The organism is Streptomyces liangshanensis (assembly GCF_011694815.1).
GTDB lineage: Bacteria > Actinomycetota > Actinomycetes > Streptomycetales > Streptomycetaceae > Streptomyces > Streptomyces liangshanensis.
Window position 1 is genome coordinate 7,478,695 of sequence record NZ_CP050177.1, and the last position, 23,447, is coordinate 7,502,141.

Consider the following 23,447-nt stretch of genomic DNA (forward strand, 5'->3'; position numbering starts at 1 on the left):
GCCCCATGACCGGTACGGAATCGGGTCGTCCGCAGGACGACCGGCCTCTGCTCGACGGCCTCACCGTGGACGACCGGCGCCCCGAGCAGCCGGTGCTGCTGGACGGCCAGGGGCGGGCCGTCCGGACATGGCGCGAGAACTACCCGTACGACCGCAAGGTGCGGCGGGGGGAGTACGACAGGTCCAAGCGGCTCCTCCAGATCGAGATGCTCAAGCTCCAGCGCTGGGTCAAGGAGACCGGCCAGCGGGTGGTCGTGGTGTGCGAGGGGCGGGACGCGGCCGGCAAGGGCGGCACGATCCAGCGCTTCACCGAGCGGCTCAACCCCCGCGGGGCCCGGGTCGTCGCCCTGGAGAAGCCGACCGAACGCGAGGCCGGCCAGTGGTACTTCCAGCGGTACGTCGCGCACCTCCCGTCCGCCGGGGAGATCGTCTTCTTCGACCGCTCCTGGTACAACCGGGCGGGCGTGGAGCGCGTCATGGGCTTCTGCACCCCCGCCGAGTACCGGCAGTTCCTCCAGCAGGCCCCGCTGTTCGAGCGGATGCTCACCGAGGACGGCGTCCTGCTGGTGAAGTTCTGGTTCTCGGTCTCCCGTACGGAACAGCGCACCCGGTTCGCGATCCGCCAGATCGATCCCGTACGGCAGTGGAAGCTGTCGCCGACCGACCTGGCCTCGCTGGACCTGTGGGACGAGTACACCGCCGCCAAGATCGACATGTTCCGGGCGACCGACACGGCGGCGGCGCCCTGGACGGTCGTCAAGAACAACGACAAGAAGCGCGGCCGGCTGGAGGCGATGCGCAGCCTGCTCTGGCGCTTCGACTACGCGAACAAGGACGACAAGGTGATCGGGGAGCCGGACCCGCTGATCGTGGGCCCGGCGGACACCCTGCTGGAGCCGGGGGAGGAGAGCACGGACCTCTCGCCCACCCCGCTCGCCCACCGCATCGAGGGACCGGGCGACCACCCGGAGGAATGACCCGCCGGCCCGGGCCCGGGGACACGACGTCCCGGGCGCCGGGCCGCGCCCGTCGCCGAGATCCCGTCAGGAGACCTCGGGCCAGGTGATCCGGAAGTACCGCAGCTCCGCGTCCTCCGACACCAGCCGCATCCCGGCCGCCCCCATCACGCGGTGGGACGCCACGTTGTCGTGGTCCGCGTCGCCGTCCACCCGCGTGATGCCCCGGGACCGCGCGAAACGCAGCAGTTCCCGCAGCGCCTCGGAGGCGTACCCCCGGCCCTGCGCCGAGGGGATCAGGCCGTAGCCGATCGTGACCGCGCGGTCCTCGTCGGGGGCCCCGTGGAAGCCGAGGCCGCCCACCGCCCGGCCGTCCTCGCGGCGGCGGATCTCGTACGCGCCGAACGGCTGCGGGTCCCCGGTGATCGCGCAGGTCGTCAGGAAACGCCGGGCGCCGACCATGTCCCCGTCGGCGGGATAGCCGGGCGCCCACCGGTCCTCGCCGTCCGGTTCCCCCGCCGCCACCCGCTCGGCCTCCATGACACTCAACGGATGCAGTACGAGCCGCTCCGTCACCAGATCCTCCATGACAGGGAGGAGTATCACGGCACGGAGTGGTGTGTCACCGGCGCCCCCGGGCGTCGGAACGGACGGCGGCGGAACATCGGCAAGGCATCGGCGAGGCGCCACCAAGGCGTCGGCGAGGCGTCAACAGGCCGTCAACGGACGGCGGGAGACCGCCAGGATCCTGTCAGGGCTCCGGCCGTACGACCCGGGCGGGCGGCGGAGGCGGATGCTGGAGGTACGGCCGCCGTACCGGCCGGGAACCGAAGAGGTGGATCATGACTCTCCCGCTGCGTGACCGCGTCGCACTGGGGCTGGCCGCCGGACTGGCCGGGTCCGGACTGGCGCTCTACGTCAGGAGGTTGCGCGCCGTCGCGCGCGCCGAGGCGGGGTACCTGCGGGGCCTCCACGACACCGCCGCGCTGTCCCAGGCCGCCGGCGCCCCCGACGCCGTCGTCGAACAGGTCGGCCGCAGGCTCGCCGAGACCCTGGCGCTGCGGGACTGGCGCTTCGAGTACGGCAGCCTCCTCGGCCACCCCGCGCGGCTCACCCAGGACGGCGAGGTGCTCGTGGACCGGAGGCCGTGGGACGTGGAGCGGCGCGGCTGGCCGGAGGGCGAGATCGAACTGCGCGCGGGCGCCAACGGCCACTACCGCGGGCGCTTCCTGGTCCGGCCCACGCCGGGGACCGTACCGTCCCGGCAGGTACGGCTGGTCGCCGTGACGCTCGCCGACCAGGCGGGGGCGGCGCTCGACGCGGCGTGAGCGCCCCGTCCCGACCTGGCATGAGGGACCTGACGTAAGGGACCTGTCAAAGGTGCCGCGACGGCCGTATGGGACCCGTCAACGCCGGGCCGCACCCGGCGGAAGCGGGGTTGGCTGTGGATCCATGGGACGTGGCAGACGCGGCAGGCTGAGGATCTATCTGGGGGCGGCGCCGGGGGTCGGCAAGACGTACGCGATGCTCTCCGAGGCCCACCGCCGGGTCGAGCGCGGCACGGACTGCGTGGTGGCCCTGGTCGAGCACCACGGCCGGCCGCGCACGGAGGTCATGCTGCACGGCCTGGAGGAGATCCGCAGGCGGGAGCTGGAGTACCGGGGCACGGTCTTCACCGAGATGGACGTGGACGCGGTCCTGGAGCGCGACCCGGCGGTCGCGTTGGTCGACGAGATGGCGCACTCCAACGTGCCCGGCTCCCGCAACGGCAAGCGCTGGCAGGACATCGAGCAGCTGCTCGACGCGGGCATCGACGTGGTGTCGACCGTCAACATCCAGCACCTGGAGTCGCTGGGGGACGTGGTCGAGTCGATCACGGGCGTCCGGCAGCGGGAGACCGTGCCGGACGAGGTGGTGCGGCGCGCGGACCAGATCGAGCTGGTCGACATGTCGCCGCAGGCGCTGCGGCGGCGCATGGCGCACGGCAACATCTACCAGCCAGACAAACTCGACGCGGCGCTCTCGAACTACTTCCGCCCCGGGAACCTGACGGCGCTGCGCGAGCTGGCGCTGCTCTGGGTCGCCGACCGGGTGGACGAGTACCTCCAGGTGTACCGGGGCGAGCACAACATCCGCTCCACCTGGCAGGCCCGCGAACGCATCGTCGTGGGGATCACGGGCGGGCCCGAGGGCCGTACGCTCATCCGCCGGGCGGCCCGCCTCGCCGAGAAGGGGGCGGGCGGCGAGGTCCTCGCCGTGTACATCGCCCGCAGCGACGGCCTGACCTCCGCGTCCCCCAAGGAACTGGCGGTCCAGCGGACCCTGGCCGAGGATCTCGGCGGCACCTTCCACCACGTCGTCGGGGACGACGTGCCGCACGCGCTGCTCGACTTCGCGCGCGGGGTCAACGCCACGCAGATCGTGCTGGGTTCCAGCCGCCGCAAGACCTGGCAGTACGTCTTCGGCCCGGGCGTCGGCACGACCGTGGCCCGTGAGTCCGGTCCCGACCTGGACGTGCACATCGTCACCCACGGCGAGGTGGCGAAGGGCCGCGGGCTGCCGGCCGCCCGCGGGGCGCGCCTGGGGCGTTCCCGGATCATCTGGGGATGGCTGGCGGGCGTGGCCGGCCCGGTCCTGCTCACCCTGCTGCTCAACCAGGTGGCGCCGGAGGTGGGCCTCGCCAACGACATGCTGCTGTTCCTCGCCCTGACCGTGGCGGCGGCCCTGCTGGGCGGGCTGCTCCCGGCCCTGGCCTCGGCCGCCTTCGGATCGCTGCTGCTCAACTACTACTTCACCCCGCCCCTGCACCAGCTCACCGTCGCCAACCCGAAGAACATCGTCGCCATCGTGATCTTCGTGGCGGTCGCGGTGTCGGTGGCGTCGGTGGTGGACCTGGCGGCGCGTCGTACGCATCAGGCGGCGCGGTTGCGGGCGGAGTCGGAGATCCTTTCCTTCCTGGCGGGCAGTGTGCTGCGGGGCGAGACGACGCTGGACGCGCTGCTGGAGCGGGTGCGTGAGACCTTCGCCATGGAGTCCGTGGCCCTGCTGGAGCGGGAGAGCGAGGTCGCCCCGTGGACCTGCGCGGGCAGGGTGGGCACCACCCGCCGCGTCGACCGCCCGGAGGACGCCGACGTGGACATGCCGGTGGGGGATCACATGGCGTTGGCGTTGTCGGGGCGGGTGTTGCCGGCGGAGGACCGGCGGGTGCTGGCGGCTTTCGCGGCGCAGTCGGCGGTGGTGCTGGACCGGCAGCGGCTGGTGGGGGAGGCGGAGCACGCGCGGGCGCTCGCGGAGGGCAACCGGATCCGTACGGCTCTGCTCGCGGCGGTCAGCCATGACCTGCGGACCCCGCTGGCGGGCATCAAGGCGGCGGTCACCTCGCTGCGGTCCGACGACGTCGAGTGGTCCGAGGAGGATCGGGCGGAGCTGCTGGAGGGCATCGAGGACGGCGCCGACCGGCTCGATCACCTGGTCGGGAACCTGCTGGACATGTCCCGTCTCCAGACCGGGACGGTCACCCCGCTGATACGGGAGATCGACCTCGACGAGGTCGTGCCGGTGGCGCTGGGCGGCGTACCGGACGGGAGTGTGGTCCTGGACGTGCCGGAGGATCTGCCGATGGTCGCCGTCGACCCGGGCCTCCTGGAGCGCGCGGTCGCCAACATCGTCGAGAACGCCGTCAAGTACAGCCCCGACGGCGTACGGGTGCTGATCACGGCCGGGACCATCGCCGGACGGGTCGAGCTGCGGGTGGTGGACCGGGGGCCCGGGGTCCCCGACGACGGGAAGGACCGGATCTTCGAACCCTTCCAGCGGTACGGGGACGCCCCGCGCGGCGCCGGGGTCGGCCTCGGGCTCGCGGTCGCCCGCGGCTTCGCCGAGGCCATGGGCGGCACCCTCGCCGCCGAGGACACCCCCGGCGGCGGCATGACCATGGTCCTCACCCTGCGCCCCGCCGCGGACCACCGGCCGGCCCTTCCCGATCTCCCGGCGACCGCGGTGTCCTGACGGGCTTCCCCCTGGCAGGTCACCTCTCGCCGGTCAGGTCACATCTCGGAGATCCGGCCGCCGTCCAGCTCCCGTGCGTCCAGCGGCAGCCGCAGGGCGTTGCGCCTGCTCGCCGCCTCCAGCTCGCGCAGCATCGACGGGGGCGGCACCGTCAGCACCGGGCAGGCGGCGTGGGCGACGCAGTACCGCGCCACCGAGGGGAACAGCGCCCGGTGGAGCCGGCCCCGGTGCCCCGTACCGACCACCAGCAGGTCGTCCTCGCGCGACGCGATCTCGACCAGCGCCCGGCCGGGGGCGCCCCGGCTGACCAGCCCGTCCATCGGCACGCCGGGACCCGCGTTCCCGAAGGCGGTCCGCAGGGCCGAGGCCAGTTCCAGGCCCGCGGCGCGGCGGCACGCCTCCAGCAGCGGTACGGACGGCAGGTAGCCGTGCTGCGTGAACTCGGCCGGCGGCGGGTCCCAGGCGAGCACCGCCCACAGCTGCCCGCCCGTCCTGCGGGCCTCGGCCGCCGCCCGGTGCAGGGCCGCGAGACTGCCCAGCGACCCGGTCACCCCCACCACCACACGCCGGTCGCCCGACGGGGGCATACCCGATGGGTGCATGGGACTCACCCTCCTCGCCGGCGCCGCGTGCGCCGGGGTACACCTCCATTGAACCGCCGCTCGGTGGGGGTCCGCGAGGCGGCGGGCCCGTACCGCGCTAGCGCAGCGGGAACGGCACTCCCCGGTCGGACTCGGGGCGGGGGCCGAAGATCCGGCGTTCGCTCTCGTCGATGGCCACGTCGTTGATGCTGGCCTCCCGGCGCGCCATGAGGCCGTTCTCGTCGAACTCCCACAGCTCGTTGCCGTAACTGCGCCACCACTGGCCGGCCGCGTCATGGCTCTCGTACTGGAAACGCACCGCGATGTGATTACCGTCGAACGCCCACAGCTCCTTGCGCAGCGCGTAGTCCAGCTCCCGCGCCCACTTCGCCGTCAGCAGCTCCACGATGGCGGCCCGCCCGGTGACGAACGTGTCGCGGTTACGCCATTGCGAGTCCTCGGTGTAGGCCAGCGAGACCCGCTCCGGATCGCGGGTGTTCCACGCGTCCTCGGCCGCCTGGACCTTCTGCCGGGCGGTGTCGGGGGTGAAGGGGGGAAGCGGCGGACGAGTGGTCATGGGGGCGTCCTTCGGTGGGAGGGCCGGAGTGTGACGGCGGCCGGAGGCGGGCGGCCGACACCGGGGAGAACCAACGTTCTCCCTCCTTTTGCTACGGTAGAGAACGTTGGTTCTCGGGTCAAGGAGTGATCAGGTGAAGGACGGGGCCGAGGCCAGGTCGCAGGCGCTGGACGCCGCGGAGGAGCTGTTCTACGGCCGGGGCATCCAGAGCGTCGGCATGGACGACATCCGGGGCGCGTCCGGGGTGTCGCTCAAGCGGCTCTACCAACTCTTCCCCGCCAAGGAGCAGTTGGTGGAGGCCTACCTGGAGCGGCGGGACGTCACCTGGCGGCGGCGGCTCGCCGACCGGGTGGACCGGGAGAGCGACCCCCGGAGGCGGGTCCTGGCGGTCTTCGACCACCTCCACACGTGGTTCGGCGAGCCCGGCTTCCGCGGCTGCGCCTGGATCAACTCGTACGGGGAGCTGGGCGCCACCTCCGCCCGCGTGGCCGCCCAGGTCCGTACCCACAAGACGGCCTTCCTGCGCTACCTGGAGGAACTGGCGGCCGACGCGGGACTGCCCGCCGCCTCGGCCGGCCATCTCCTGCTCCTCGCCGAGGGCGCCATGGTGACCGCCGGCATCTTCGGGACCCCCGAACCCGCCCTCCGCGCGCGGGAGGCGGCGGCTCTGCTGATGGCGGCGGCGGACCGCTGAGTACGGTGGAGCCGCCCCGCCTCCACCACCGACAGGAGCCGCGCCCTCCATGAAGATCATCGCCGCCGACGTCCTCGTCACCAGTCCCGGCCGCAACTTCGTCACCCTGCGCCTCACCACCGAGGACGGTGTCACCGGACTCGGCGACGGCACCCTCAACGGGCGGGAGCTGGCGGTCGAGAGCTATCTCCGCCACCACGTCGCACCCCTGCTGATCGGCCGGGACGCCGGGCGGATCGAGGACACCTGGCAGTACCTGTACCGGGGTGCCTACTGGCGCCGGGGCCCGGTCACGATGGCCGCCGTCGCGGCCGTGGACACCGCGCTCTGGGACATCAAGGCCAAAACGGCGGGCATGCCGCTCTACCAACTGCTCGGCGGCGCCTCCCGGTCGGGCGCCCTCGCCTACGGGCACGCCTCGGGCCGGGACGTGCCGGAGATCCTCGACTCCGTACGCGCCCACCTGGAGCGCGGCTACCGCGCCGTCCGGATCCAGTCGGGCATCCCCGGGCTGGACTCGGTGTACGGCGTGGACGGGGCGCCGGGCGAGGCCCCGGCCCCCGTCGGCGGCCACCCGCGGCCCTTCGAGGAGGTCTGGGACACCCCCGCCTACCTGCGCCACATGCCCGGCGTCTTCGAGGCCGTCCGGGCGGAGTTCGGCCCCGCGCTGCCCCTCCTGCACGACGGTCACCACCGGATGACACCGATCCAGGCCGCCCGGCTGGGCAAGGACCTGGAACCGTACGACCTGTTCTGGCTGGAGGACGTCACCCCGGCCGAGGACCCCACCGCGCTGCGGCTCGTCAGGCAGCACACCACCACCCCGCTGGCGATCGGCGAGGTCTTCAACTCCCTCCACGACTACGGCCCGTTGCTCGGCGAGCGGCTCATCGACTACGTACGGTCGGCGGTCACGCACGTCGGGGGTGTCACGGCGATGCGCAAGCTGCTCGACCTCGCGGCGGTGTACGGCGTCAAGTCCGGCATCCACGGTCCCGCCGACATCTCGCCCGTCGGGATGGCCGCGGCGATCCACCTGGACCTGGCGGTCCACAACTTCGGGATCCAGGAGTACGCGCCGCACTCCGCGCGCACCCTGGAGGTCTTCCGGCCCTCCTACCGCTTCACCGGTGGTCTCCTGCACCCGTCCGACGAGCCCGGCCTCGGCGTGGAGTTCGACGAGGAGGTCGCCGCCCGCTTCCCGTACGAACCGGCCTACCTGCCCGTCAACCGGCTGGGCGACGGCACGGTCCACGACTGGTAGGGAGCGGGGGCAGGGGCGGCCGGTTCAACTCGCCGCCGGTATCCGGCCCGACGCCAGGACCGCCCGCAGCCGGGCGTGGTCCTGCGCGGTGCGGTCGGCGTAGCGCAGCGCGAAGTCGGCGACGGCCCGGTCGAAGGTGTCGGCGGCGCCGAGGTAGGACGCGATGGCGATCCGGTCGCCCGACCTGGCGTGCGCGCGGGCCAGGGCCGTACCGCACAGGCGCGCGTGGTCCAGCAGCAGGGCCGGTGTCAGGTCGCCGACGTCGCTCGCGCCCTTCACGTCCCGGAGCTGGCGCCAGTAGAAGTGGCGGCCCTCCGGCCCCGTCACCCAGCCGAGGAAGGGGTCGGCCGCCGCCTGGATCAGCCGCTGCCCCGCGACCACCCGGTGCCCCTGGTGCTCGTACGCGCTGCGCGGCAGCGGCGGTTCCAGGGCGGACGGACCGGCCTCCTTGATCTGGAGGAACAGCGGATCCGCCGAGTCACGGCCCTCCAGCAGCACCAGGTGGCAGCGGATGCCGACCCCGCCCACCCCCACGACCTGCCGGGCCACGTCCACGAAACGGAACCGGTCCAGGAGCACCCGGCGGTCCTCGGGGAGGGTGCTGCGGTAACCGATGAAGATCCGGCGCAGCGCCGCCGCGTCGATCCGGCCCACCGGTTCCAGGACGGGCGGGTCGGGCGTGATGCGGCGCCGGCCGCCCGGGGTGTCGGTCAGCTTCTCCAGGGCGCGCAGGCTCGTCCGGTGGCGGGCGGCGGACGGGTCCGCGGCGGCGGAGGGGTCCGGGGAGCCGGCCGGGTCCCCGGACCCCTCTGCGGCCCCGGCGTCCGTACGGGCCGGGCCGCGCTGCCCCGCCCGTACGAGCGCCAGCAGGTCCGTGGTGTCCAGGTGCCGGTACCAGACGTCGAGTTCGCCGAGGTCCGCCAGCCGCCGCATCCAGGTCCGGTACGCCTCCGCGGCGGCCCGGGCGGCCTCCCGCGCCCGGCCGTCCGGCTGCCCGTTGTCGCGGGCCGCGACCGCGATGCTCACGGCGAGGCGCTTCACGTCCCATTCGAACGGGCCCGGCAGCGTCTCGTCGAAGTTGTTGAGGTCGAAGAGGAGCGCGCGTTCGGGAGAGGCGGCGAAGCCGAAGTTCAGGAGATGGGCGTCGCCGCAGAGCTGGACGGTCAGGCCGGTGCGCGGACTGTGCGCCAGATCCGCGGCCATCACGGCGGTGGCCCCGCGCAGGAAGGCGAACGGGGAGGCCGCCATCCGCGCGTAGTGCAGGGGCAGCAGCTCGGGAAGGCGCCGGCTGTTCCGGCTCGCCAGCACCGCGAGCGGATCGGTCCGGTGGGCGGGCGGGATCCACAGGCCGTGCGAGGAGCGGGACGCGTGGTGGCGCGCGGCACGGCCGACCAGCGCCCGGTCGGCGGGAGTGGTCATGCCGGCCCCTCTCGCTCGCTGCGGCCCTGCCCGGTCTCTTCGTACGAGCATCACGCGACGTCGGGCGGACAGCCCGGCGTGACAGCCGTCCGGGTGACCGCCCGGCTGACCGCCCGGCTGACCGCCCGGCTGATCGTCCGGCTGACCGTTCGGGCGGCCCGGAAGTCGGTTTGTCGGCCGAACGGGTCCTGCGGGCCGCCCGCGCGTGGCATGCTCGATAAGCGCTCTTACCGAAGTCGCGAGCACGCGCCGGTGAGGCCGATCGGGGAGGTCGGATGGATCGGTACGGGGAATCCGGGGGTACGCCCCCGACGGGACGCGCCGGACGCACGGGACGTACCGGAGGCACAGGACGCACCGGAGGTACGGGGCAGTCGCGGCGCGCCCAGCGCCGCGAGCGCCTGCTGTCCACCGCCCTCGACCTGTTCACCACACGCGGTTTCGCCACGACGTCCATCGAACGGATCTGCGCCGCCGCCCACGTGTCCATCCGCGCGTTCTACGAGGAGTTCGAGAGCCGAGAGTCCCTGCTGATCGCCCTCCACAACGACGTCGCGCGGGCCGGCATGGAAGCCGCCCTGGTCGTCCTCGGGGACCCCGCCGCCGACTCCGCCTCCACCCGCGACCGGGTCACCGCCCTGACCCGCGCCTACCTCGCGGCCGTCACCGCGGACCCCGCCGCCGCCCGGGTCGCCTTCGTCGAGGTCATCGGGGCCGGGCCCACCGTGGAGGAACACCGGCTCCTGTGGCGCAGCCTGTGGACCGACTTCTTCACCGGCGAGGCGGAGCGCGCCGTCCGGCGCGGGGAGGCCGTCGCGCGCGACCACACCCTCGCGGTGGTCGCGCTCATCGGCGCGGTCAACGAACTGGTCGCGCACTGGGCCCGCAACAGCGCCACGCTCTCCCGCGACCTGCTCGCCGACGAAATGGCCCACCTTGTTCTCGCCACGCTCGGCACCCCCGCGTACGAAGGGAAGTGACACCATGGCCGGCCTCTGGCACGAGGTTCTGCGCACGATGTCCCAGCCCGGGGCGTCCCCGGACGACGACCTGCTCGCGCGGGCGGCGGCGGACATCGCCCTGCGCGACCACCCCCATCCCCCCGCCGACGCCGAAGTGGTCCTGGAGATCGCCCGCACCGAGTTCGCGGCCGTGCTCACCTACCGCCAGGCGCGGGCGGCCCTCGACAGCGCGCGGCGCCCCCCGGAGGGCGGTTCCGCGCCCTGACCGGCCGGTCGGCGGCCCCCCGCCGGGCGGTCCCGCGCGGCCGCGCGGCGCACGGGTGCCTCCACGGGGGCTAGCCTGAGCCCACCATGAACCGTTTGACGACACCCTGGGGCGAGTTCGGCCTCACCCGATTCCCCGAGCATCCCCGCGAGACGCTGCGCGCGTGGGACAGCGCCGACGAGTACGTACTGCGCTACCTCGCGGGAACGGAAGGCCCCCGGGCCGGGCAGGACACCGAGCCCGGCGAGGATCCGGGCCCGGAGTCCGGCGCGGTCCCGGCCGGCGAGCCCGGCCCGGCTCCGGACGCCGCCCCGGGCCCCGGTCCGGACACCGCCCCGGACCTCTCGGGCGCCGTGGTGGTCGTGGGGGACCGCTGGGGCGCCCTGACCACCGCCCTCGCCGCCGCCCGGCGGGGGAGCGCCACCACGGGACCGCTCGTCCAGATCACCGACTCGTACCTGACCCAGCAGGCGACCCTGGCCAACCTGCGCCGCGACGGCGCGGCCACGGACGAGGTACGGCTCCTCTCGGCCCGGGACACCCCGCCGGACCGGATCGACGTCCTGGTGATCCGGGTCCCCAGGAGCCTTGCGCAACTGGAGGACCAACTGCACCGGCTCGCCCCGGGCGTCCGCCCGGACACCCTGGTCGTCGGTACGGGACGGGTCACCGAGATCCACACCTCGACGCTGAAGCTGTTCGACCAGCTCCTCGGCCCGACCACCACCTCGCTGGCGGTCCGGAAGGCGCGGCTGATCCACACCTCCCCCGCGCAGGGCCGGGTACGGGCGCCGTCGCCCTGGCCGCACAGCTACGCCCTGCCCGACGGGCTCGGGACGGTCTCCGGCCGCACGGTCGTCAACCACGCGGGCATCTTCTGCGCGGAGCGCCTGGACGTCGGCACCCGCTTCCTGCTGCACCACCTCCCGCACCGCGAGGGCGCCGAGCACGTCGTCGACCTCGGCTGCGGCAACGGTGTGGTCGGTACGGCGATGGCGCTGGCCAACCCCGAGGCGCGGGTGACCTTCATCGACGAGTCGTTCTCCGCCGTGGCGTCGGCGGAGGCGACCTTCCGCAAGAACGTCGACGCCGGCACCGAGGCCGCGTTCGTCCTCGGTGACGTCCTCTCGGACATCCCCGCGGAGTCGGTCGACCTGGTGCTGAACAACCCGCCGTTCCACACCCACCAGTCGACGACCGACGCGACGGCTTGGCGCATGTTCGGCGGATCGCGCGCCGCGCTGCGCCCCGGCGGGGAACTCTGGGTCATCGGCAACCGCCACCTCGGCTACCACACCAAGCTCAAGCGGCTGTTCGGCAACTGCGAGGTCGTGACGAGCGACCCGAAGTTCGTCATTCTGCGGTCCGTCAAGAACTGACCGCGCGCCGGGACGGCGGCCGTGACGCGGTCAGCCCGTCCCGGTGGCGAGGGGGCCGCCGGCGCCGAACGCCAGCCGCGCGAAGTTCTCCCCGATGCGGCGGTGTCCCTCGGGACCGGGGTGGACCCCGTCCGGCAGCGGGAACTCGGCGTGATCCTTCTCGCCGTACAGCTCACGGCCGTCGAGGTAGTGCAGGTGCGGGTCGTCGGCCGCCCGCCGAGCGACGATCCGGGCGAGCTCGGCACGGATGATGTTCAGCGTCAGGCGCCCGGCGGCGCGTTCGGCCGGGTCGCCCGTGGCCCTGAACCGCAGGGTGCCGCCGTCGAAGTCGGGGGCGAGGGGGCCGGGGGTGTCCTCCTGCACCGGGCACAGAACGGCGGACACCACCAGCAGCGGGGTCGTCGGATGCCCCTCGCGGACGGTGTCGAGGAAGCCGTCGACCGCGGGGCCGAAGGCACGCAGGCGCATCACGTCCGCGTTGACGACGTTGATGCCGATCTTGAGGCTGATCAGGTCCGCGGGGGTGTCACGTATCGCCCGGGCGGTGAACGGGTCGAGCAGCGCGCTGCCGCTGAACCCCAGGTTGACCAGCTCCACACCGCCCAGGGACGCCGCCACGGCGGGCCAGACGCCGGTCGGGTGAGTGGCGTTCGAGCCGTGGCTGATGGAACTGCCGTGGTGCAGCCACACGTCGCGCCCGCTGTCCGGCGCCGGTTCGACCGGGGCGTCGGTGCGCAGGGCGATCAGCTCGGTGATCTCCGTGTGCGGGAGCCAGATCTCGACGTGCTTGTCCCGGGCCGGCAGCCCGGTGAACCGGGCGGTGCCGGGCGGCCCCTCGGTCAGCTCGGCGGCCTGGGTGACCATGTCGACGATCGTGCGGACGTTCCCGCCGGGCACGGTGGCCCGGCCGGCGAGGTGGCCGTCGACCAGCAGGTCGTACACGCCGTCCGCCGGGGGCGGGAACCCCTGGTAGACCCGCTTGGTGGGCAGCGTGTCCAGCTCGACGGTGGTGGCGCGGGTACGGAAGACCAGGCGCACCCCGGAGGGCTGGGCCTCGGCGACGGCCAGCTGGTCGTCGGGGATCTGCCGGCGGGCCCGGGCGGGCAGCCGGTGGGGGAGCAGGCCGTGTTCGGTCCGCTCCAGGTCGAGGAAACCGCGCAGGAGGTCCGCGGTGACGGGGGTGGTGGTCCAGTGCTGTGTGGTGCTCATCGTTCCAGCCTGTTGATCGAGATGTCATGGATGTCCGGCAGGCCGGGCGCGCGGGCGCGCCCGGGCCGGTCAGGAGGTGGCGCGGCCGCGCAGCAGCGTGTCGAGCCAGTCCAGGGTCCAGGCCCAGGACTCCTGGGGGTCGACGCCGGTGTGGCTGAAGCCGCCCGCCAGCTCCAGGCTCACGTAGCCGTGGAAGACGCTGCCCAGCAGCCGGACCGCGTGGGTCTGGTCCGGCTCCGCCAGGTCGTAGCCGCGCAGGACCGCCCGCATCATCCGCGCGTGCCGCACGCCCGCGCTGGCGGCCGCGGTCTCGGGATCGAGCCGCAGACGGGCGGCGTCGTACCGGCCGGGGTGCTCGCGGGCGTAGTCGCGGTACGCGTCCGCGAAGGCGGCCAGGGCGTCCCGGCCCGCCCGGCCGGCCACCGCCGCGGACACCCGGTCGGCCAGCTCCTCCAGCGCGAACAGGGCGATCCTCGTCCGGAGGTCGTGGGAGTTCTTCAGGTGCGAGTAGAGGCTCGCGACCTTCACGTCGAAGCGCCGGGCGAGCTCCGAGACGGTCACCGCGTCGAAGCCGACCTCGTCGGCCAGCTCGGCCCCCGCCCGCGTGAGGCGTTCCGGGGTCAGTCCCGCTCGAACCATGACCATCCTCCCTTTCGACAACAACCATCATGCATTTGCCTAACACCTTTAGGCAAATGGCTAGGTTGTTCAGGTGGAGGCGAAGGGGGGAGGGGGAGGCCCCGGGTCAGACCGTGGCGAGAGAGACCTCGGTCGACTTGATGAGCGCCACGACGTAGGAACCGACCACCAGGCCGAGATCCGTGACGGCGTCCGTCGTGATGGAGGAGGTCAGGATGCCGCCCTCGACCGCGATCTTCACGCCCGACATGGCGCCCCCGGACGTGACCTCGGTGACCGTGCCCGGGATGTGGTTCCGGATGCTCAGCCCTTCGACCGGGCCGGTCGCCAGCGCCACTTCGGTGGACTTGGCCAGGGCGCGTACGGGCGTGCCCGCCGTGAGGCCCAGCTCCGCCACCGCCTCCCGCGTGATGGCGGCGGTGATCTCCTGCCCGCCGTCCAGCCGCACCTTGACCGTGGCCATGACCTCCCCGGGGGAGACGGCCGTGACGGTCCCGGGGATCTGGTTCCGGATGCTCAAGCTCATGGGATGCGCCTCGCAGAGGGGTGGAATGCAATGGTTCACGTGGAATGTCCCCGCACTCTAATCACAGTCCGCGGCGACGCGGCGGCACCCGGAGCGGCCGCCCCGTCCCCGTGTTGGGCGGGCGCGGACCCTGGGGCTTCCTCAAACGGAACTCGCATCTGCCAGAGAGATCGCACCAAAGAATTGTGAATGCGAGGGAAAGCGGCCTATCTTTTCGCACATGCAGTCCTACACAATCGGTCAGGCGGCGCGTCTCCTCGGGGTGAGTCCCGACACCGCGCGCCGCTGGGCCGATGCCGGCCGGGTCGCCACCCACCGCGACGAAGGCGGCCGCCGCCTCATCGACGGCAAGGACCTCGCGGCGTTCTCCGTCGAGGTCGCCCAGGGCGGTTCCGGCGACGACGACGTGTCGTACACCTCGGCCCGCAACGCGTTCCCGGGCATCGTCACCGCCATCAAACTCGGCGATGTCGCGGCCCAGGTGGAGATCCAGGCCGGCCCGCACCGGCTGGTCTCCCTGCTGACCCGGGAGGCCGTCGAGGAACTGGGACTGGAGGTCGGCATGCAGGCCACCGCCCGCGTGAAGTCCACCAGCGTCCACATCGACCGCACCTGACCTCTTCCGCCTCACGGCGCGTACCGCTTCCGTTCCGCACCAGGTCCGTTCCGTCCCCGCGCCAGCGCGGGGACGCACCGCCAAGGAGCCCCCGCCCTCATGTCCTTCACCTTCACCGGCCGCCGCGCCGCCACCGCGCTCGCGACCGTCGCCTTCCTCGTACCGCTGGCCGCCTGCGGTGACGACGGCGGCGACAAGAAGCCCGCCGCCGCGGCGACGACGTCCCCGGCCGCGTCCGGGGCACCCGCGTCGGCGGACCTGACCGTCCTCGCCGCCTCGTCGCTCACCGACGTGTTCAAGACGGCCGGCGCCGCCTACGAGTCGTTCCACCCGGGCACGAAGGTGACCTTCTCGTTCGCCGGCTCGCAGGAACTGGCCGCCCAGGTCAAGCAGGGCGCCCCCGCCGACGCGCTGGTCACCGCGGACACCAAGACCATGGACGGCCTCGCGTCCGACACCGGGACCCCGGCGGTCATCGCCAAGAACCGCCTGGTGATCGCCACCGGGGAGGGCAACCCGGACAAGGTCGACAACCTCAAGGACCTCGCCGACCCCAAGCTCAAGGTCGTGCTGGCCGCGCCCGAGGTGCCGGTCGGCCGCTACAGCAAGCAGGTGCTGGACGCCCAGAAGATCGACGTCAAGCCGGTCTCCGAGGAGCCCAACGTCCGCGCCGTGCTGAGCAAGGTCGAGCTGGGCGAGGCCGACGCGGGCATCGTCTACAAGACGGACGCCGAGACCGCGCCCGACAAGGTCGACGCCATCGAGATCCCCGACGCGCAGAACGCGATCGCGCAGTACCCGGCCGCGACGCTCAAGACGTCCAAGAACGCCGAGGCCGCCGCCGCGTTCGTGACCTGGCTCAGCGGTCCCGAGGCCCAGAAGATCCTCCAGGACGCCGGGTTCCAGAAGCCGTGACCTGTCCCGACAGGGGGCGGACCGTCCCCGGGGACGCCCGATGAGGGCGTTCCCCGGCGGACGCCTCCGCCCCCGCGGCGCCCCGCTCACGCTGCTCCTGCCCGCGCTGCTCGCGATCGCGTTCCTGCTGCTGCCCCTGGTCGGGATCCTCGCCCGTGCGGAGTGGAGCAGGCTCGGCACCCACCTGACCGAACCCGACACGGTCGAGGCGCTCAAGCTCTCGCTGATCGTGTCCTTCTGGTCCCTCGGCCTGTCCCTGCTGTTCGGGGTGCCGCTGGCCTGGCTGCTGGCCCGGGTGAGCTTTCCCGGCAAGACGCTGGTGCGCTCCCTGGTCCTGCTGCCGATGGTGCTGCCGCCCACCGTGGGAGGTGTCGCGCTCCTGCTCGGCTTCGGCCGGCGCGGGCTGCTCGGGCCCTGGCTGGAGGACAGCCTCGGCATCACCCTGCCCTTCCACACGTCCGGCGCGGTCCTCGCCGCGACCTTCGTGGCCATGCCGTTCCTCGTCATCAGCCTCGAAGGCTCCCTCGCGGGCCTGCGGCCCGCCTACGAGGAGACCGCCGCGTCCCTGGGAGCCTCGCCGGTACGGGTGTTCCTCACCGTCACGCTCCCCATGGTCGCGCCGGGACTGGCCGCGGGCGCCGCGCTGACCTGGGCGCGGGCGCTCGGCGAGTTCGGGGCGACGATCACCTTCGCGGGCAACCTGCCCGGCACCACCCAGACCCTCCCGCTCCGGGTCTACCTCCTGCTCCAGGACGACCCCGAGGCGGCGACCTCCGTCTCCCTCCTGCTGCTCGCCATCGCCATGGCCGTCCTGATCGCGCTCCGCGGCCGCTGGACGGGCGGCGGCACCCGCGACCGCTCGTCCGCCGCGCACGAGGCCTCCGGCGCGGACGCGGCGGACGACCCCGGGGCCAACGCCCCGCAGGACCCACCCGGGAACCCGGGAGGCCCCGCCGGGGACCTGCCCCCCAACTCGGCCGCGCCCGCCGCGGACGCGTCCCGGTGGCGGATGCGCGCCGAGGTCACCGGCTTCACGCGGCTCACCCTCGACGCCGAGCCCGGCACCACCATCGCCGTCGTCGGGCCCAACGGCGCGGGCAAGACCACCCTCCTGCGCGCCCTCCTCGGGCTCACCCCCCGCTCCCACGCCACCCTGCGCCTCGGCGAACTCGACGTCACCGCCCTGCCCCCGCACCGGCGCGGCGTCGCCTGGGTCCCGCAGAACGGCGCGCTCTTCCCCCACCTCAACGCCCTCGCCAACACCGCCTACGGCCTGCGCGCCCACGGCGTGCGCCGCGCCGACGCGCGAAGGGCCGCCCAGGAGTGGCTGGACCGGCTCGGCGTCGGCCACCTCGCGCGCCGCCGGCCCCACCAGCTCTCCGGCGGCCAGGCCCAACGGGTCGCCCTGGCCCGCGCGCTCGCCGCCCGCCCCCGGCTGCTGCTCCTCGACGAGCCGCTGGCCGCCCTCGACCAGACCACCCGGGGACAGGTACGGCACACCCTCCGCCGCCACCTCGACGGCTTCGGCGGCGTCTGCCTGATCGTCACCCACGACCCCGTCGAGGCCGTCTCCCTGGCCGACCGGGTCCTCGTACTCGACGCCGGACGCGCCCTCCAGGACGCCCCGCCCGCCGAGGTGACCCGTAACCCGCGCTCGCCCTGGGTCGCCCGGATGCTGGGCCGCAACGCCTGGCCGGGCACGTTCGGTCCCGACGGGCTGGTGCCCGCGGGCGGCGGCCGCCTCGTCGTCGCCGACCCGCCGGCCCCCGGCACCGCCGCGCTCGCGATCATCGCCCCGGAAGCCGTCTCCGTGCACCGGGACCGGCCGGCCGGCAGCCCCCGCAACGTGTGGCCCGGCACCGTCCGGGAGATCACCGCCCTCGGCAGCAGGCTGCGGATCCTGGTCACCTCGCCCGAGGCGCCCGACCTGGTCGCCGAGATCACCCCCGAGGCCGCGGCGGAACTCCGCCTGGCGGACGGCGCCGCGATCTGGACCAGCGTCAAGGCCACCGAAGTCACCTGGGTCGCCCTGTGAGAGCCGCCCGGGCCGTCCTGCGGGCCGTCCGGGAGGAAACCGGCCGGTCCCGCCGGGAATCCGGCCGGTCGGAGCGGCGTCAGGAGACCGCGGGCCTGGCAGGGTGGAGAGGCAGAAGAGAGCAGGGGAGCACACGATGTTGCTGCGACAACTGGAGTACCTGGTCGCGCTCGCACGGGAACGGCACTTCGCGCGGGCCGCGGCGGCCTGCTACGTGTCCCAGCCGTCGCTCTCCGCGGCGATCCGCAAACTCGAACGCGAACTGGACGTCCCCATCGTCCAGCGCGGCCGCCGCTTCGAAGGACTGACGCCCGAAGGCGAACGGGTCCTGCTCTGGGCCCACCGGATCCTCGCCGAACGGGACGCCCTGCGCCACGAGCTGTCCGCGATGCACGGCGGCCTCGCCGGCACCCTCCGCATGGGCGCCATCCCCACCGCGCTCACCGCCGCCTCCCTGCTCACCACCCCGTTCGTCGAACGGCACCCGCAGGCCCGCGTTTCGCTCGACTCCCTCTCGTCCCGGGACATCAACCAGCGCCTCGCCGAGTTCGAACTCGACATCGCCCTCACGTACTTGGACGACGACAGCCTCGGCCAGGTCCGCAGGACCCCGCTGTACGAGGAGCGTTACCTCCTCCTCACCCCGCAGGACGGCCCCGTCGCCGGCCAGGACGTCGTGGGCTGGGCCCGCATCGCCGCCCTCCCGCTGTGCCTGCTCTCCCCGCAGATGCGCAACCGCCGCATCATGGACGAGTACTTCGCGGCCGACGGGGCGCCCGCCGTGACCCCCGCGATCGAGACCGATTCCGTCGCCGCGCTCTACGCGCACCTGAGGGCGGGTCACTGGTCGAGCGTCATCTCGCACGCCTGGCTCCACATGTTCGGCGTGCCCGACGGCATGCGCGTGGTGCCCCTGGAGCGGCCCGCCCACGGCCCGCGCGTCGGCCTCGTCATCGCCGACCGCAGCCCCGAACCCGTCCTGGCCAGGGCCTTGTTGCAGATCGCCAGGGAAGCGGGCGTACGACAGGCGCTCGACGGACTGCTGGACACCTACCTGCACCCGGCCCGACCTGCGGGCGGACAACCGCTCCGCAGCCCCGGATAGCCGTTGCCTATCCGGGCATAGAAACTTTCATTTTGACCGTCCGCGCTGGTCAGGAGCACGCTTTGAGCATCTTCCCGCACTGAACGATGAGGAGCCGCCATCATGGCAAAGGTGCTGTGTGTGCTGTACGACGACCCGATCGACGGGTACCCGAAGACGTACGCGCGTGACGACATCCCGAAGATCGAGAGCTACCCCGGCGGTCAGACGGCGCCCACTCCTCAGGGCATCGACTTCACCCCCGGTCACCTCCTCGGCAGCGTCTCCGGCGAACTGGGCCTGCGCGGCTACCTGGAGTCCCAGGGCCACACCCTCGTCGTCACCTCCGACAAGGACCGCGACGGCTCGGTCTTCGACCAGGAGCTGGTCGACGCGGACATCGTCATCTCGCAGCCGTTCTGGCCGGCGTACCTGACGGCCGAGCGCATCGCGAAGGCCAAGAACCTGAAGCTCGCCATCACGGCCGGCATCGGTTCCGACCACGTCGACCTCGACGCGGCCATCGCCAAGGGTGTGACCGTCGCCGAGGTCACGTACTGCAACAGCATCAGCGTCGCCGAGCACGTCGTGATGATGACGCTGGGCCTGGTACGCAACTACCTGCCCTCCAACAAGATTGTCCTGGACGGCGGTTGGAACATCGCGGACGCCGTCGCCCGCTCGTACGACCTGGAGGGCATGCAGGTCGGCACCGTCGCCGCCGGCCGCATCGGCCTCGCGGTGCTCCGCCGCCTGGCCCCCTTCGACGTCGGCCTGCACTACACCGACCGCCACCGTCTCCCGGAGGCCGTCGAGCAGGAGCTGAACCTGACCTGGCACGAGAGCGCCGAGGCCATGGTCCCGCACTGCGACGTCGTCACCATCAACGCGCCCCTCCACCCGGAGACCGAGGGCCTGTTCGGCGACGAGCTGCTCTCCAAGATGAAGCGCGGCACGTACCTCATCAACACCGCGCGGGCCAAGATCACCGACCGCGACGCGATCGTGCGCGCGCTGGAGAGCGGCCAGCTCGCCGGCTACGCGGGCGACGTGTGGTACCCGCAGCCCGCCCCGGCCGACCACCCGTGGCGGACCATGCCCAACCACGGCATGACCCCGCACATCTCGGGCTCCTCCCTCTCCGCCCAGGCCCGCTACGCCGCGGGTACGCGCGAGATCCTGGAGAACTTCTTCGCGGGCACGCCCCAGCGCGACGAGTACCTGATCGTCGACGGCGGCGCCCTCGCCGGTGTGGGAGCGCACTCCTACTCCGTCAAGAAGTAGCGAAGTGTCTGCCCTCCGGCCCCACTTCGCACGAGTGGCGGACGCGAGCGGCTGACCCCTCGTCAGGCTGAGCACGACTTCAGCTGAACCTCCGCACCCAGCTGAGCGATACCCCGCTACCCCGGCCGCGCCCTCGGCCGGGGCAGCGGTGCGTCCGGGCCCGTACGAGCGCACCCGTAAGCTCACGTCTCCCCGTACGTCACTGAACTCCCCTACGCTCCTCCTCGGTTGACATGCCCCACACATGCGCTCCAGGAGGAACAGGGACCATGGCAAAGCTCCTTCGCACCACGGTGGCCGCAGGCGCCGTCGCACTTCTCGCCCTCACCACCACCTCGGCCCGGGCCGCCGACACCGGCCGGCTCCCGTACTCCTCCACCACCGGGGTCGGAGTCCACAACGCCTACGTCAAGACGACGTTCCCGTACTTCGCCGACGCCCTGGACTCGGGCGCCGGGATGCTCGAACTCGACGTGTGGACCAACGTGTTCGGCGCCTCCTGGCGCGTGTCGCACGACAGCCCGGTCAGCAACAACAACAACTGCGCCAACGCCACCACCGTCGCGCAGCTGCGGACCAACGCGCAGAACCGCGACCTGGGCGGCTGCCTCACCGACCTCAGAACGTGGCACAACGCCAACCCCGGCCACCGCCCCATCGTCCTCAAGGTCGAGATGAAGGACGGCTTCCTGGGCTCCGCCGGCCGCGGGCCCGCCGCCTTCGACGCCCTCGTGAGCAGCAAGCTCGGCGACGCCGTCTACCGCCCCGGGGACCTGGTCGGCAACCGCGCCAACCTCGACGAGGCCTCCCAGGCCGGCGCCTGGCCCACCCGCGCCCAGCTGGCGGGCAAGTTCCTCATCGAGCTGATCCCCGGCACCGTCGAGGAGCAGAACCCCTTCGACACCCTGTGGACCGACCGGGAGTACGCCACGTACCTCCGCGACCTCAAGGCCGCCGGCCGCCTCGGCGAGGCCACGGCCTTCCCCGCCGTGCACAACGTCGCGGCGGGCGACCCCCGCACCCGCTACGCGGACGCCTCGATCCGCCCGTGGTTCGTCTTCTTCGACGGCGACGCCTCCGCGTGGGTCGCCGCCGGGATCGACACCGCCTGGTACGACCAGCGCCACTACTTCGTCCTGATGACCGACGCCCAGAACGTGGCGCCCGCCATCGACGGCACCAACCCCACCGAGCAGCAGGCCCGGGATCGGCTGTCCCTGCTGGCGCAGAAGAGCGCCAGTCTGATCTCCGCGGACTGGCGCTCGCTTCCGACGGTTCTCTCGTCGGTCGTCCCGCGCGGCACCGCTCAGTAGCCGCGCGGCCCGGGACCGGCCGTCACCGGTCCCGGGCCCTCACCCCTGGCTGTGCGCCGCCAGTACGGTGTCCACCGTGTCCGCGTCCGCCGCCCGCTTGTCCTCCCGGAAGCGGACGACCCGCGCGAACCGCAGGGTCACCCCCGCCGGATAACGCGAGGAGCGCTGGAGACCGTCGTACGCGATCTCCACGACCAGCTCCGGCCGTACGGTCACGGTGAAACCGTCGTCGTGCAGCGCCAGCTCCCGCAACCGTCCCGTCTGCCACTCCAGCATCGTGTCGGTGAGCCCCTTGAAGGTCTTGCCGAGCATGACGAACGACCCGTCCTCCCGGCGCGCGCCCAGATGCAGGTTCGACAGCTTCCCGGTGCGCCGCCCGTGCCCCCACTCGGCGGCCAGCACGACGAGGTCCAGCGTGTGCACCGGCTTGACCTTCACCCACCCCGCCCCGCGCCGGCCCGCGCTGTACGGCGTGTCCAGGGCCTTCACCACGACCCCCTCGTGGCCCCTGGCCAGCGTGTCCGACAGGAACGCCTCGGCCTCCCCGACCCGCGGGTCGGCCTCCTCGCCACCGCCGCCGCCCTCGCCCGGCCCGGGCACCACGATCCTCCGTACCCGCATCGGCTCGGGGACCAGCCCCGCCAGCGCCTCGTGGCGCTCCGCGAACGTCAGGTCGAGGAGATCCTCGCCGTCCAGCGACAGGATGTCGAAGAAGACCGGCGAGACCGGCACCGCCGCCGCCGCGGTCGCCACGTCCGTCCGTGACCCGACCCGGCTCGCGGTCTCCTGGAACGACCGGGGCCTGCCCTCGTCGTCCAGCGCGATGACCTCCCCGTCCAGCACGAAGCCGTCGCCCTCCAGCGTGGCGGCGATGTCCACCACCTCCGGCAGCCGGTCGGTGATGTCGTCCAGGGTGCGGGTGAAGATCCGTACCGTCCCGCCGTCCCGGTGCACCTGCACCCGGATGCCGTCCAGCTTCTCCTCCACCGCGCACGCCCCGAGCCGGCCGATCGCCTCGGCCACGTCCGCCGCGCTCTGCGCCAGCATCGGCAGCACCGGCCGCCCCACGGTCAGCAGGAACTCCTCCAGCACCCGCGGGCCCTCCGCCAGCAGCCGTTCGGCCACGTGCTGGAGCGAGCCCGCCAGCATCACGGCCCGCCGCACGGCGCCCGCCGCCGCGCCCGACGTCTCGGCCAGCGCCTCCACGGCGACGGCGTCCAGCGCGCCCTGCCGTACCTCGCCGGAGATCAGCCCCACGAGGAACCGCTGCTCCTCCCCGGTGGCCGCCCCCAGCAGCTCCTGCGTCAGCCGCCGCCGCTCGGCCTGCGAACCCGGCCCGGACACGGCCGCGAGCGCGCTGAACGCCTCGTCGACGTGGTGGACGGTGAGGGTGGCCCGGCCGGCCGGCGGCGGGGGGTCCTTGAGGGCGTTCCAGCCGATCCCGATCCGGCCCTGGGGGAGCCGTCCGGCCAGGTAGGGGATGACGACGGGCACGTCCAGGGGACCGGCCGTGCGGAAGAGTCCGGCCAGCAGGGAGATCTTCCGGGACCGCGCCGATGTCTCGGCGACCTCCCGGGAGACGCGGGCGAGCGGTGCCAGCAGCATGCTGCCATCGTGCAACGCCGAGCGCGCGTCCGCCCGGCGAAACGGGGACGGCCTCCCGCCGGTCCCGTGATTCCGCCTGCGCGGAGGGGCCCCGCCTCGGCGTGGGTCCCCTCGTG

General features: G+C 73.2%; 22 protein-coding genes. 14 read left to right on the forward strand and 8 right to left on the reverse strand.

Features of this window, described 5'->3' with window-relative positions; genetic code table 11:
- Positions 1–5 precede the first annotated feature (5 nt).
- Complete coding sequence (gene ppk2, locus HA039_RS32525; protein ID WP_167035478.1) at positions 6–977, forward strand: polyphosphate kinase 2; 972 nt, start codon at positions 6–8, stop codon at positions 975–977.
- Positions 978–1,043: 66 nt separating this feature from the next.
- Here the strand turns inward: ppk2 and HA039_RS32530 are convergent, their stop codons facing one another.
- A complete protein-coding gene (locus tag HA039_RS32530) occupies positions 1,044–1,544 on the reverse strand; it encodes a GNAT family N-acetyltransferase (RefSeq protein ID WP_167037983.1) in 501 nt (166 codons plus the stop codon).
- A 254-nt stretch (positions 1,545–1,798) separates the two neighbouring features.
- Between HA039_RS32530 and HA039_RS32535 the strand changes: the two genes are divergently transcribed.
- Entirely contained in the window at positions 1,799–2,284 is a 486-nt protein-coding gene (locus tag HA039_RS32535) for a hypothetical protein (RefSeq protein ID WP_167035480.1), read from the forward strand.
- Positions 2,285–2,408: 124 nt separating this feature from the next.
- Positions 2,409–4,964 (forward strand): sensor histidine kinase, encoded by a 2,556-nt coding sequence (locus HA039_RS32540; RefSeq protein ID WP_167035482.1) that lies wholly within the window; start codon positions 2,409–2,411, stop codon positions 4,962–4,964.
- Positions 4,965–5,002: 38 nt separating this feature from the next.
- Here HA039_RS32540 and HA039_RS32545 read toward each other — a convergent pair whose 3' ends face one another.
- Together HA039_RS32545 and HA039_RS32550 are read right to left on the reverse strand one after the other, a co-directional pair.
- Positions 5,003–5,566, reverse strand: coding sequence for a universal stress protein (locus HA039_RS32545; RefSeq protein WP_243869919.1), 564 nt, complete (start codon positions 5,564–5,566; stop codon positions 5,003–5,005).
- 97 nt (positions 5,567–5,663) lie between these two features.
- Positions 5,664–6,122 carry a nuclear transport factor 2 family protein gene (locus tag HA039_RS32550; protein WP_167035484.1) on the reverse strand — a complete coding sequence of 153 codons (459 nt, stop codon included), beginning with the start codon at positions 6,120–6,122 and terminating at the stop codon, positions 5,664–5,666.
- 133 nt (positions 6,123–6,255) lie between these two features.
- On the opposite strand from HA039_RS32550, the gene HA039_RS32555 reads away from it, so the two are divergent.
- Both HA039_RS32555 and manD read left to right on the forward strand, forming a co-directional pair.
- Positions 6,256–6,816 (forward strand): TetR/AcrR family transcriptional regulator, encoded by a 561-nt coding sequence (locus tag HA039_RS32555; RefSeq protein WP_167035486.1) that lies wholly within the window; start codon positions 6,256–6,258, stop codon positions 6,814–6,816.
- A 49-nt stretch (positions 6,817–6,865) separates the two neighbouring features.
- Entirely contained in the window at positions 6,866–8,080 is a 1,215-nt protein-coding gene (gene manD / locus HA039_RS32560; RefSeq protein ID WP_167035488.1) for a D-mannonate dehydratase ManD, read from the forward strand.
- A gap of 24 nt (positions 8,081–8,104) precedes the next feature.
- On the opposite strand, the gene HA039_RS32565 is transcribed toward manD, so the two are convergent.
- Positions 8,105–9,499, reverse strand: a complete 1,395-nt coding sequence (locus tag HA039_RS32565) for a DUF2252 domain-containing protein (protein WP_167035491.1) — start codon at positions 9,497–9,499, stop codon at positions 8,105–8,107.
- Positions 9,500–9,774: 275 nt separating this feature from the next.
- On the opposite strand from HA039_RS32565, the gene HA039_RS32570 reads away from it, so the two are divergent.
- The 3 genes from HA039_RS32570 to HA039_RS32580 all read left to right on the forward strand — a co-directional run bounded on the left by HA039_RS32570 (position 9,775) and on the right by HA039_RS32580 (position 12,105).
- Positions 9,775–10,479, forward strand: coding sequence for a TetR/AcrR family transcriptional regulator (locus HA039_RS32570; RefSeq protein WP_167035493.1), 705 nt, complete (start codon positions 9,775–9,777; stop codon positions 10,477–10,479).
- Positions 10,480–10,483: 4 nt separating this feature from the next.
- The gene (locus tag HA039_RS32575; protein ID WP_167035495.1) at positions 10,484–10,726 is read left to right on the forward strand and encodes a hypothetical protein; all 243 of its coding nucleotides are present in this window, start codon (positions 10,484–10,486) and stop codon (positions 10,724–10,726) included.
- A gap of 86 nt (positions 10,727–10,812) precedes the next feature.
- Positions 10,813–12,105, forward strand: a complete 1,293-nt coding sequence (locus HA039_RS32580; protein ID WP_167035497.1) for a methyltransferase — start codon at positions 10,813–10,815, stop codon at positions 12,103–12,105.
- A gap of 30 nt (positions 12,106–12,135) precedes the next feature.
- Here HA039_RS32580 and HA039_RS32585 read toward each other — a convergent pair whose 3' ends face one another.
- From HA039_RS32585 to HA039_RS32595, 3 genes are all read right to left on the reverse strand, one after another.
- A complete protein-coding gene (locus HA039_RS32585) occupies positions 12,136–13,314 on the reverse strand; it encodes a GDSL-type esterase/lipase family protein (protein WP_167035499.1) in 1,179 nt (392 codons plus the stop codon).
- A gap of 69 nt (positions 13,315–13,383) precedes the next feature.
- Positions 13,384–13,953 (reverse strand): TetR/AcrR family transcriptional regulator, encoded by a 570-nt coding sequence (locus HA039_RS32590; protein ID WP_167035501.1) that lies wholly within the window; start codon positions 13,951–13,953, stop codon positions 13,384–13,386.
- A gap of 106 nt (positions 13,954–14,059) precedes the next feature.
- Entirely contained in the window at positions 14,060–14,479 is a 420-nt protein-coding gene (locus HA039_RS32595; RefSeq protein WP_167035503.1) for a TOBE domain-containing protein, read from the reverse strand.
- Positions 14,480–14,699: 220 nt separating this feature from the next.
- Here HA039_RS32595 and HA039_RS32600 point away from each other — a divergent pair, with 220 nt between their 5' ends.
- From HA039_RS32600 to HA039_RS32625, 6 genes are all read left to right on the forward strand, one after another.
- Positions 14,700–15,095: a TOBE domain-containing protein gene (locus HA039_RS32600; protein WP_167035505.1), complete on the forward strand. Its 396-nt coding sequence runs from the start codon at positions 14,700–14,702 to the stop codon at positions 15,093–15,095.
- Between the two features lie 99 nt (positions 15,096–15,194).
- The gene (modA, locus tag HA039_RS32605) at positions 15,195–16,010 is read left to right on the forward strand and encodes a molybdate ABC transporter substrate-binding protein (protein ID WP_167035507.1); all 816 of its coding nucleotides are present in this window, start codon (positions 15,195–15,197) and stop codon (positions 16,008–16,010) included.
- A gap of 40 nt (positions 16,011–16,050) precedes the next feature.
- Positions 16,051–18,045 carry an ABC transporter permease gene (locus HA039_RS32610; RefSeq protein ID WP_167035509.1) on the forward strand — a complete coding sequence of 665 codons (1,995 nt, stop codon included), beginning with the start codon at positions 16,051–16,053 and terminating at the stop codon, positions 18,043–18,045.
- 136 nt (positions 18,046–18,181) lie between these two features.
- Entirely contained in the window at positions 18,182–19,150 is a 969-nt protein-coding gene (locus tag HA039_RS32615; protein WP_167035511.1) for a LysR family transcriptional regulator, read from the forward strand.
- Between the two features lie 102 nt (positions 19,151–19,252).
- Positions 19,253–20,413: an NAD-dependent formate dehydrogenase gene (locus HA039_RS32620; protein WP_161310431.1), complete on the forward strand. Its 1,161-nt coding sequence runs from the start codon at positions 19,253–19,255 to the stop codon at positions 20,411–20,413.
- A 269-nt stretch (positions 20,414–20,682) separates the two neighbouring features.
- Positions 20,683–21,726, forward strand: coding sequence for a phosphatidylinositol-specific phospholipase C domain-containing protein (locus HA039_RS32625; RefSeq protein ID WP_167035513.1), 1,044 nt, complete (start codon positions 20,683–20,685; stop codon positions 21,724–21,726).
- A gap of 39 nt (positions 21,727–21,765) precedes the next feature.
- Here the strand turns inward: HA039_RS32625 and HA039_RS32630 are convergent, their stop codons facing one another.
- Positions 21,766–23,331, reverse strand: a complete 1,566-nt coding sequence (locus tag HA039_RS32630) for an ATP-dependent DNA ligase (protein ID WP_167035524.1) — start codon at positions 23,329–23,331, stop codon at positions 21,766–21,768.
- Positions 23,332–23,447 lie beyond the last annotated feature (116 nt).

Bases quoted from the DNA above. Each gene is read 5' to 3' on its own strand.
- ppk2 (WP_167035478.1), top strand. From the start codon at position 6: ATGACCGGTACGGAATCGGGTCGTCCGCAGGACGACCGGCCTCTGCTC.
- HA039_RS32530 (WP_167037983.1), bottom strand. From the start codon at position 1,544: ATGGAGGATCTGGTGACGGAGCGGCTCGTACTGCATCCGTTGAGTGTC.
- HA039_RS32535 (WP_167035480.1), top strand. From the start codon at position 1,799: ATGACTCTCCCGCTGCGTGACCGCGTCGCACTGGGGCTGGCCGCCGGA.
- HA039_RS32540 (WP_167035482.1), top strand. From the start codon at position 2,409: ATGGGACGTGGCAGACGCGGCAGGCTGAGGATCTATCTGGGGGCGGCG.
- HA039_RS32545 (WP_243869919.1), bottom strand. From the start codon at position 5,566: ATGCACCCATCGGGTATGCCCCCGTCGGGCGACCGGCGTGTGGTGGTG.
- HA039_RS32550 (WP_167035484.1), bottom strand. From the start codon at position 6,122: ATGACCACTCGTCCGCCGCTTCCCCCCTTCACCCCCGACACCGCCCGG.
- manD (WP_167035488.1), top strand. From the start codon at position 6,866: ATGAAGATCATCGCCGCCGACGTCCTCGTCACCAGTCCCGGCCGCAAC.
- HA039_RS32565 (WP_167035491.1), bottom strand. From the start codon at position 9,499: ATGACCACTCCCGCCGACCGGGCGCTGGTCGGCCGTGCCGCGCGCCAC.
- HA039_RS32570 (WP_167035493.1), top strand. From the start codon at position 9,775: ATGGATCGGTACGGGGAATCCGGGGGTACGCCCCCGACGGGACGCGCC.
- HA039_RS32575 (WP_167035495.1), top strand. From the start codon at position 10,484: ATGGCCGGCCTCTGGCACGAGGTTCTGCGCACGATGTCCCAGCCCGGG.
- HA039_RS32580 (WP_167035497.1), top strand. From the start codon at position 10,813: ATGAACCGTTTGACGACACCCTGGGGCGAGTTCGGCCTCACCCGATTC.
- HA039_RS32585 (WP_167035499.1), bottom strand. From the start codon at position 13,314: ATGAGCACCACACAGCACTGGACCACCACCCCCGTCACCGCGGACCTC.
- HA039_RS32590 (WP_167035501.1), bottom strand. From the start codon at position 13,953: ATGGTTCGAGCGGGACTGACCCCGGAACGCCTCACGCGGGCGGGGGCC.
- HA039_RS32595 (WP_167035503.1), bottom strand. From the start codon at position 14,479: ATGAGCTTGAGCATCCGGAACCAGATCCCCGGGACCGTCACGGCCGTC.
- HA039_RS32600 (WP_167035505.1), top strand. From the start codon at position 14,700: ATGCAGTCCTACACAATCGGTCAGGCGGCGCGTCTCCTCGGGGTGAGT.
- modA (WP_167035507.1), top strand. From the start codon at position 15,195: ATGTCCTTCACCTTCACCGGCCGCCGCGCCGCCACCGCGCTCGCGACC.
- HA039_RS32610 (WP_167035509.1), top strand. From the start codon at position 16,051: ATGAGGGCGTTCCCCGGCGGACGCCTCCGCCCCCGCGGCGCCCCGCTC.
- HA039_RS32615 (WP_167035511.1), top strand. From the start codon at position 18,182: ATGTTGCTGCGACAACTGGAGTACCTGGTCGCGCTCGCACGGGAACGG.
- HA039_RS32620 (WP_161310431.1), top strand. From the start codon at position 19,253: ATGGCAAAGGTGCTGTGTGTGCTGTACGACGACCCGATCGACGGGTAC.
- HA039_RS32625 (WP_167035513.1), top strand. From the start codon at position 20,683: ATGGCAAAGCTCCTTCGCACCACGGTGGCCGCAGGCGCCGTCGCACTT.
- HA039_RS32630 (WP_167035524.1), bottom strand. From the start codon at position 23,331: ATGCTGCTGGCACCGCTCGCCCGCGTCTCCCGGGAGGTCGCCGAGACA.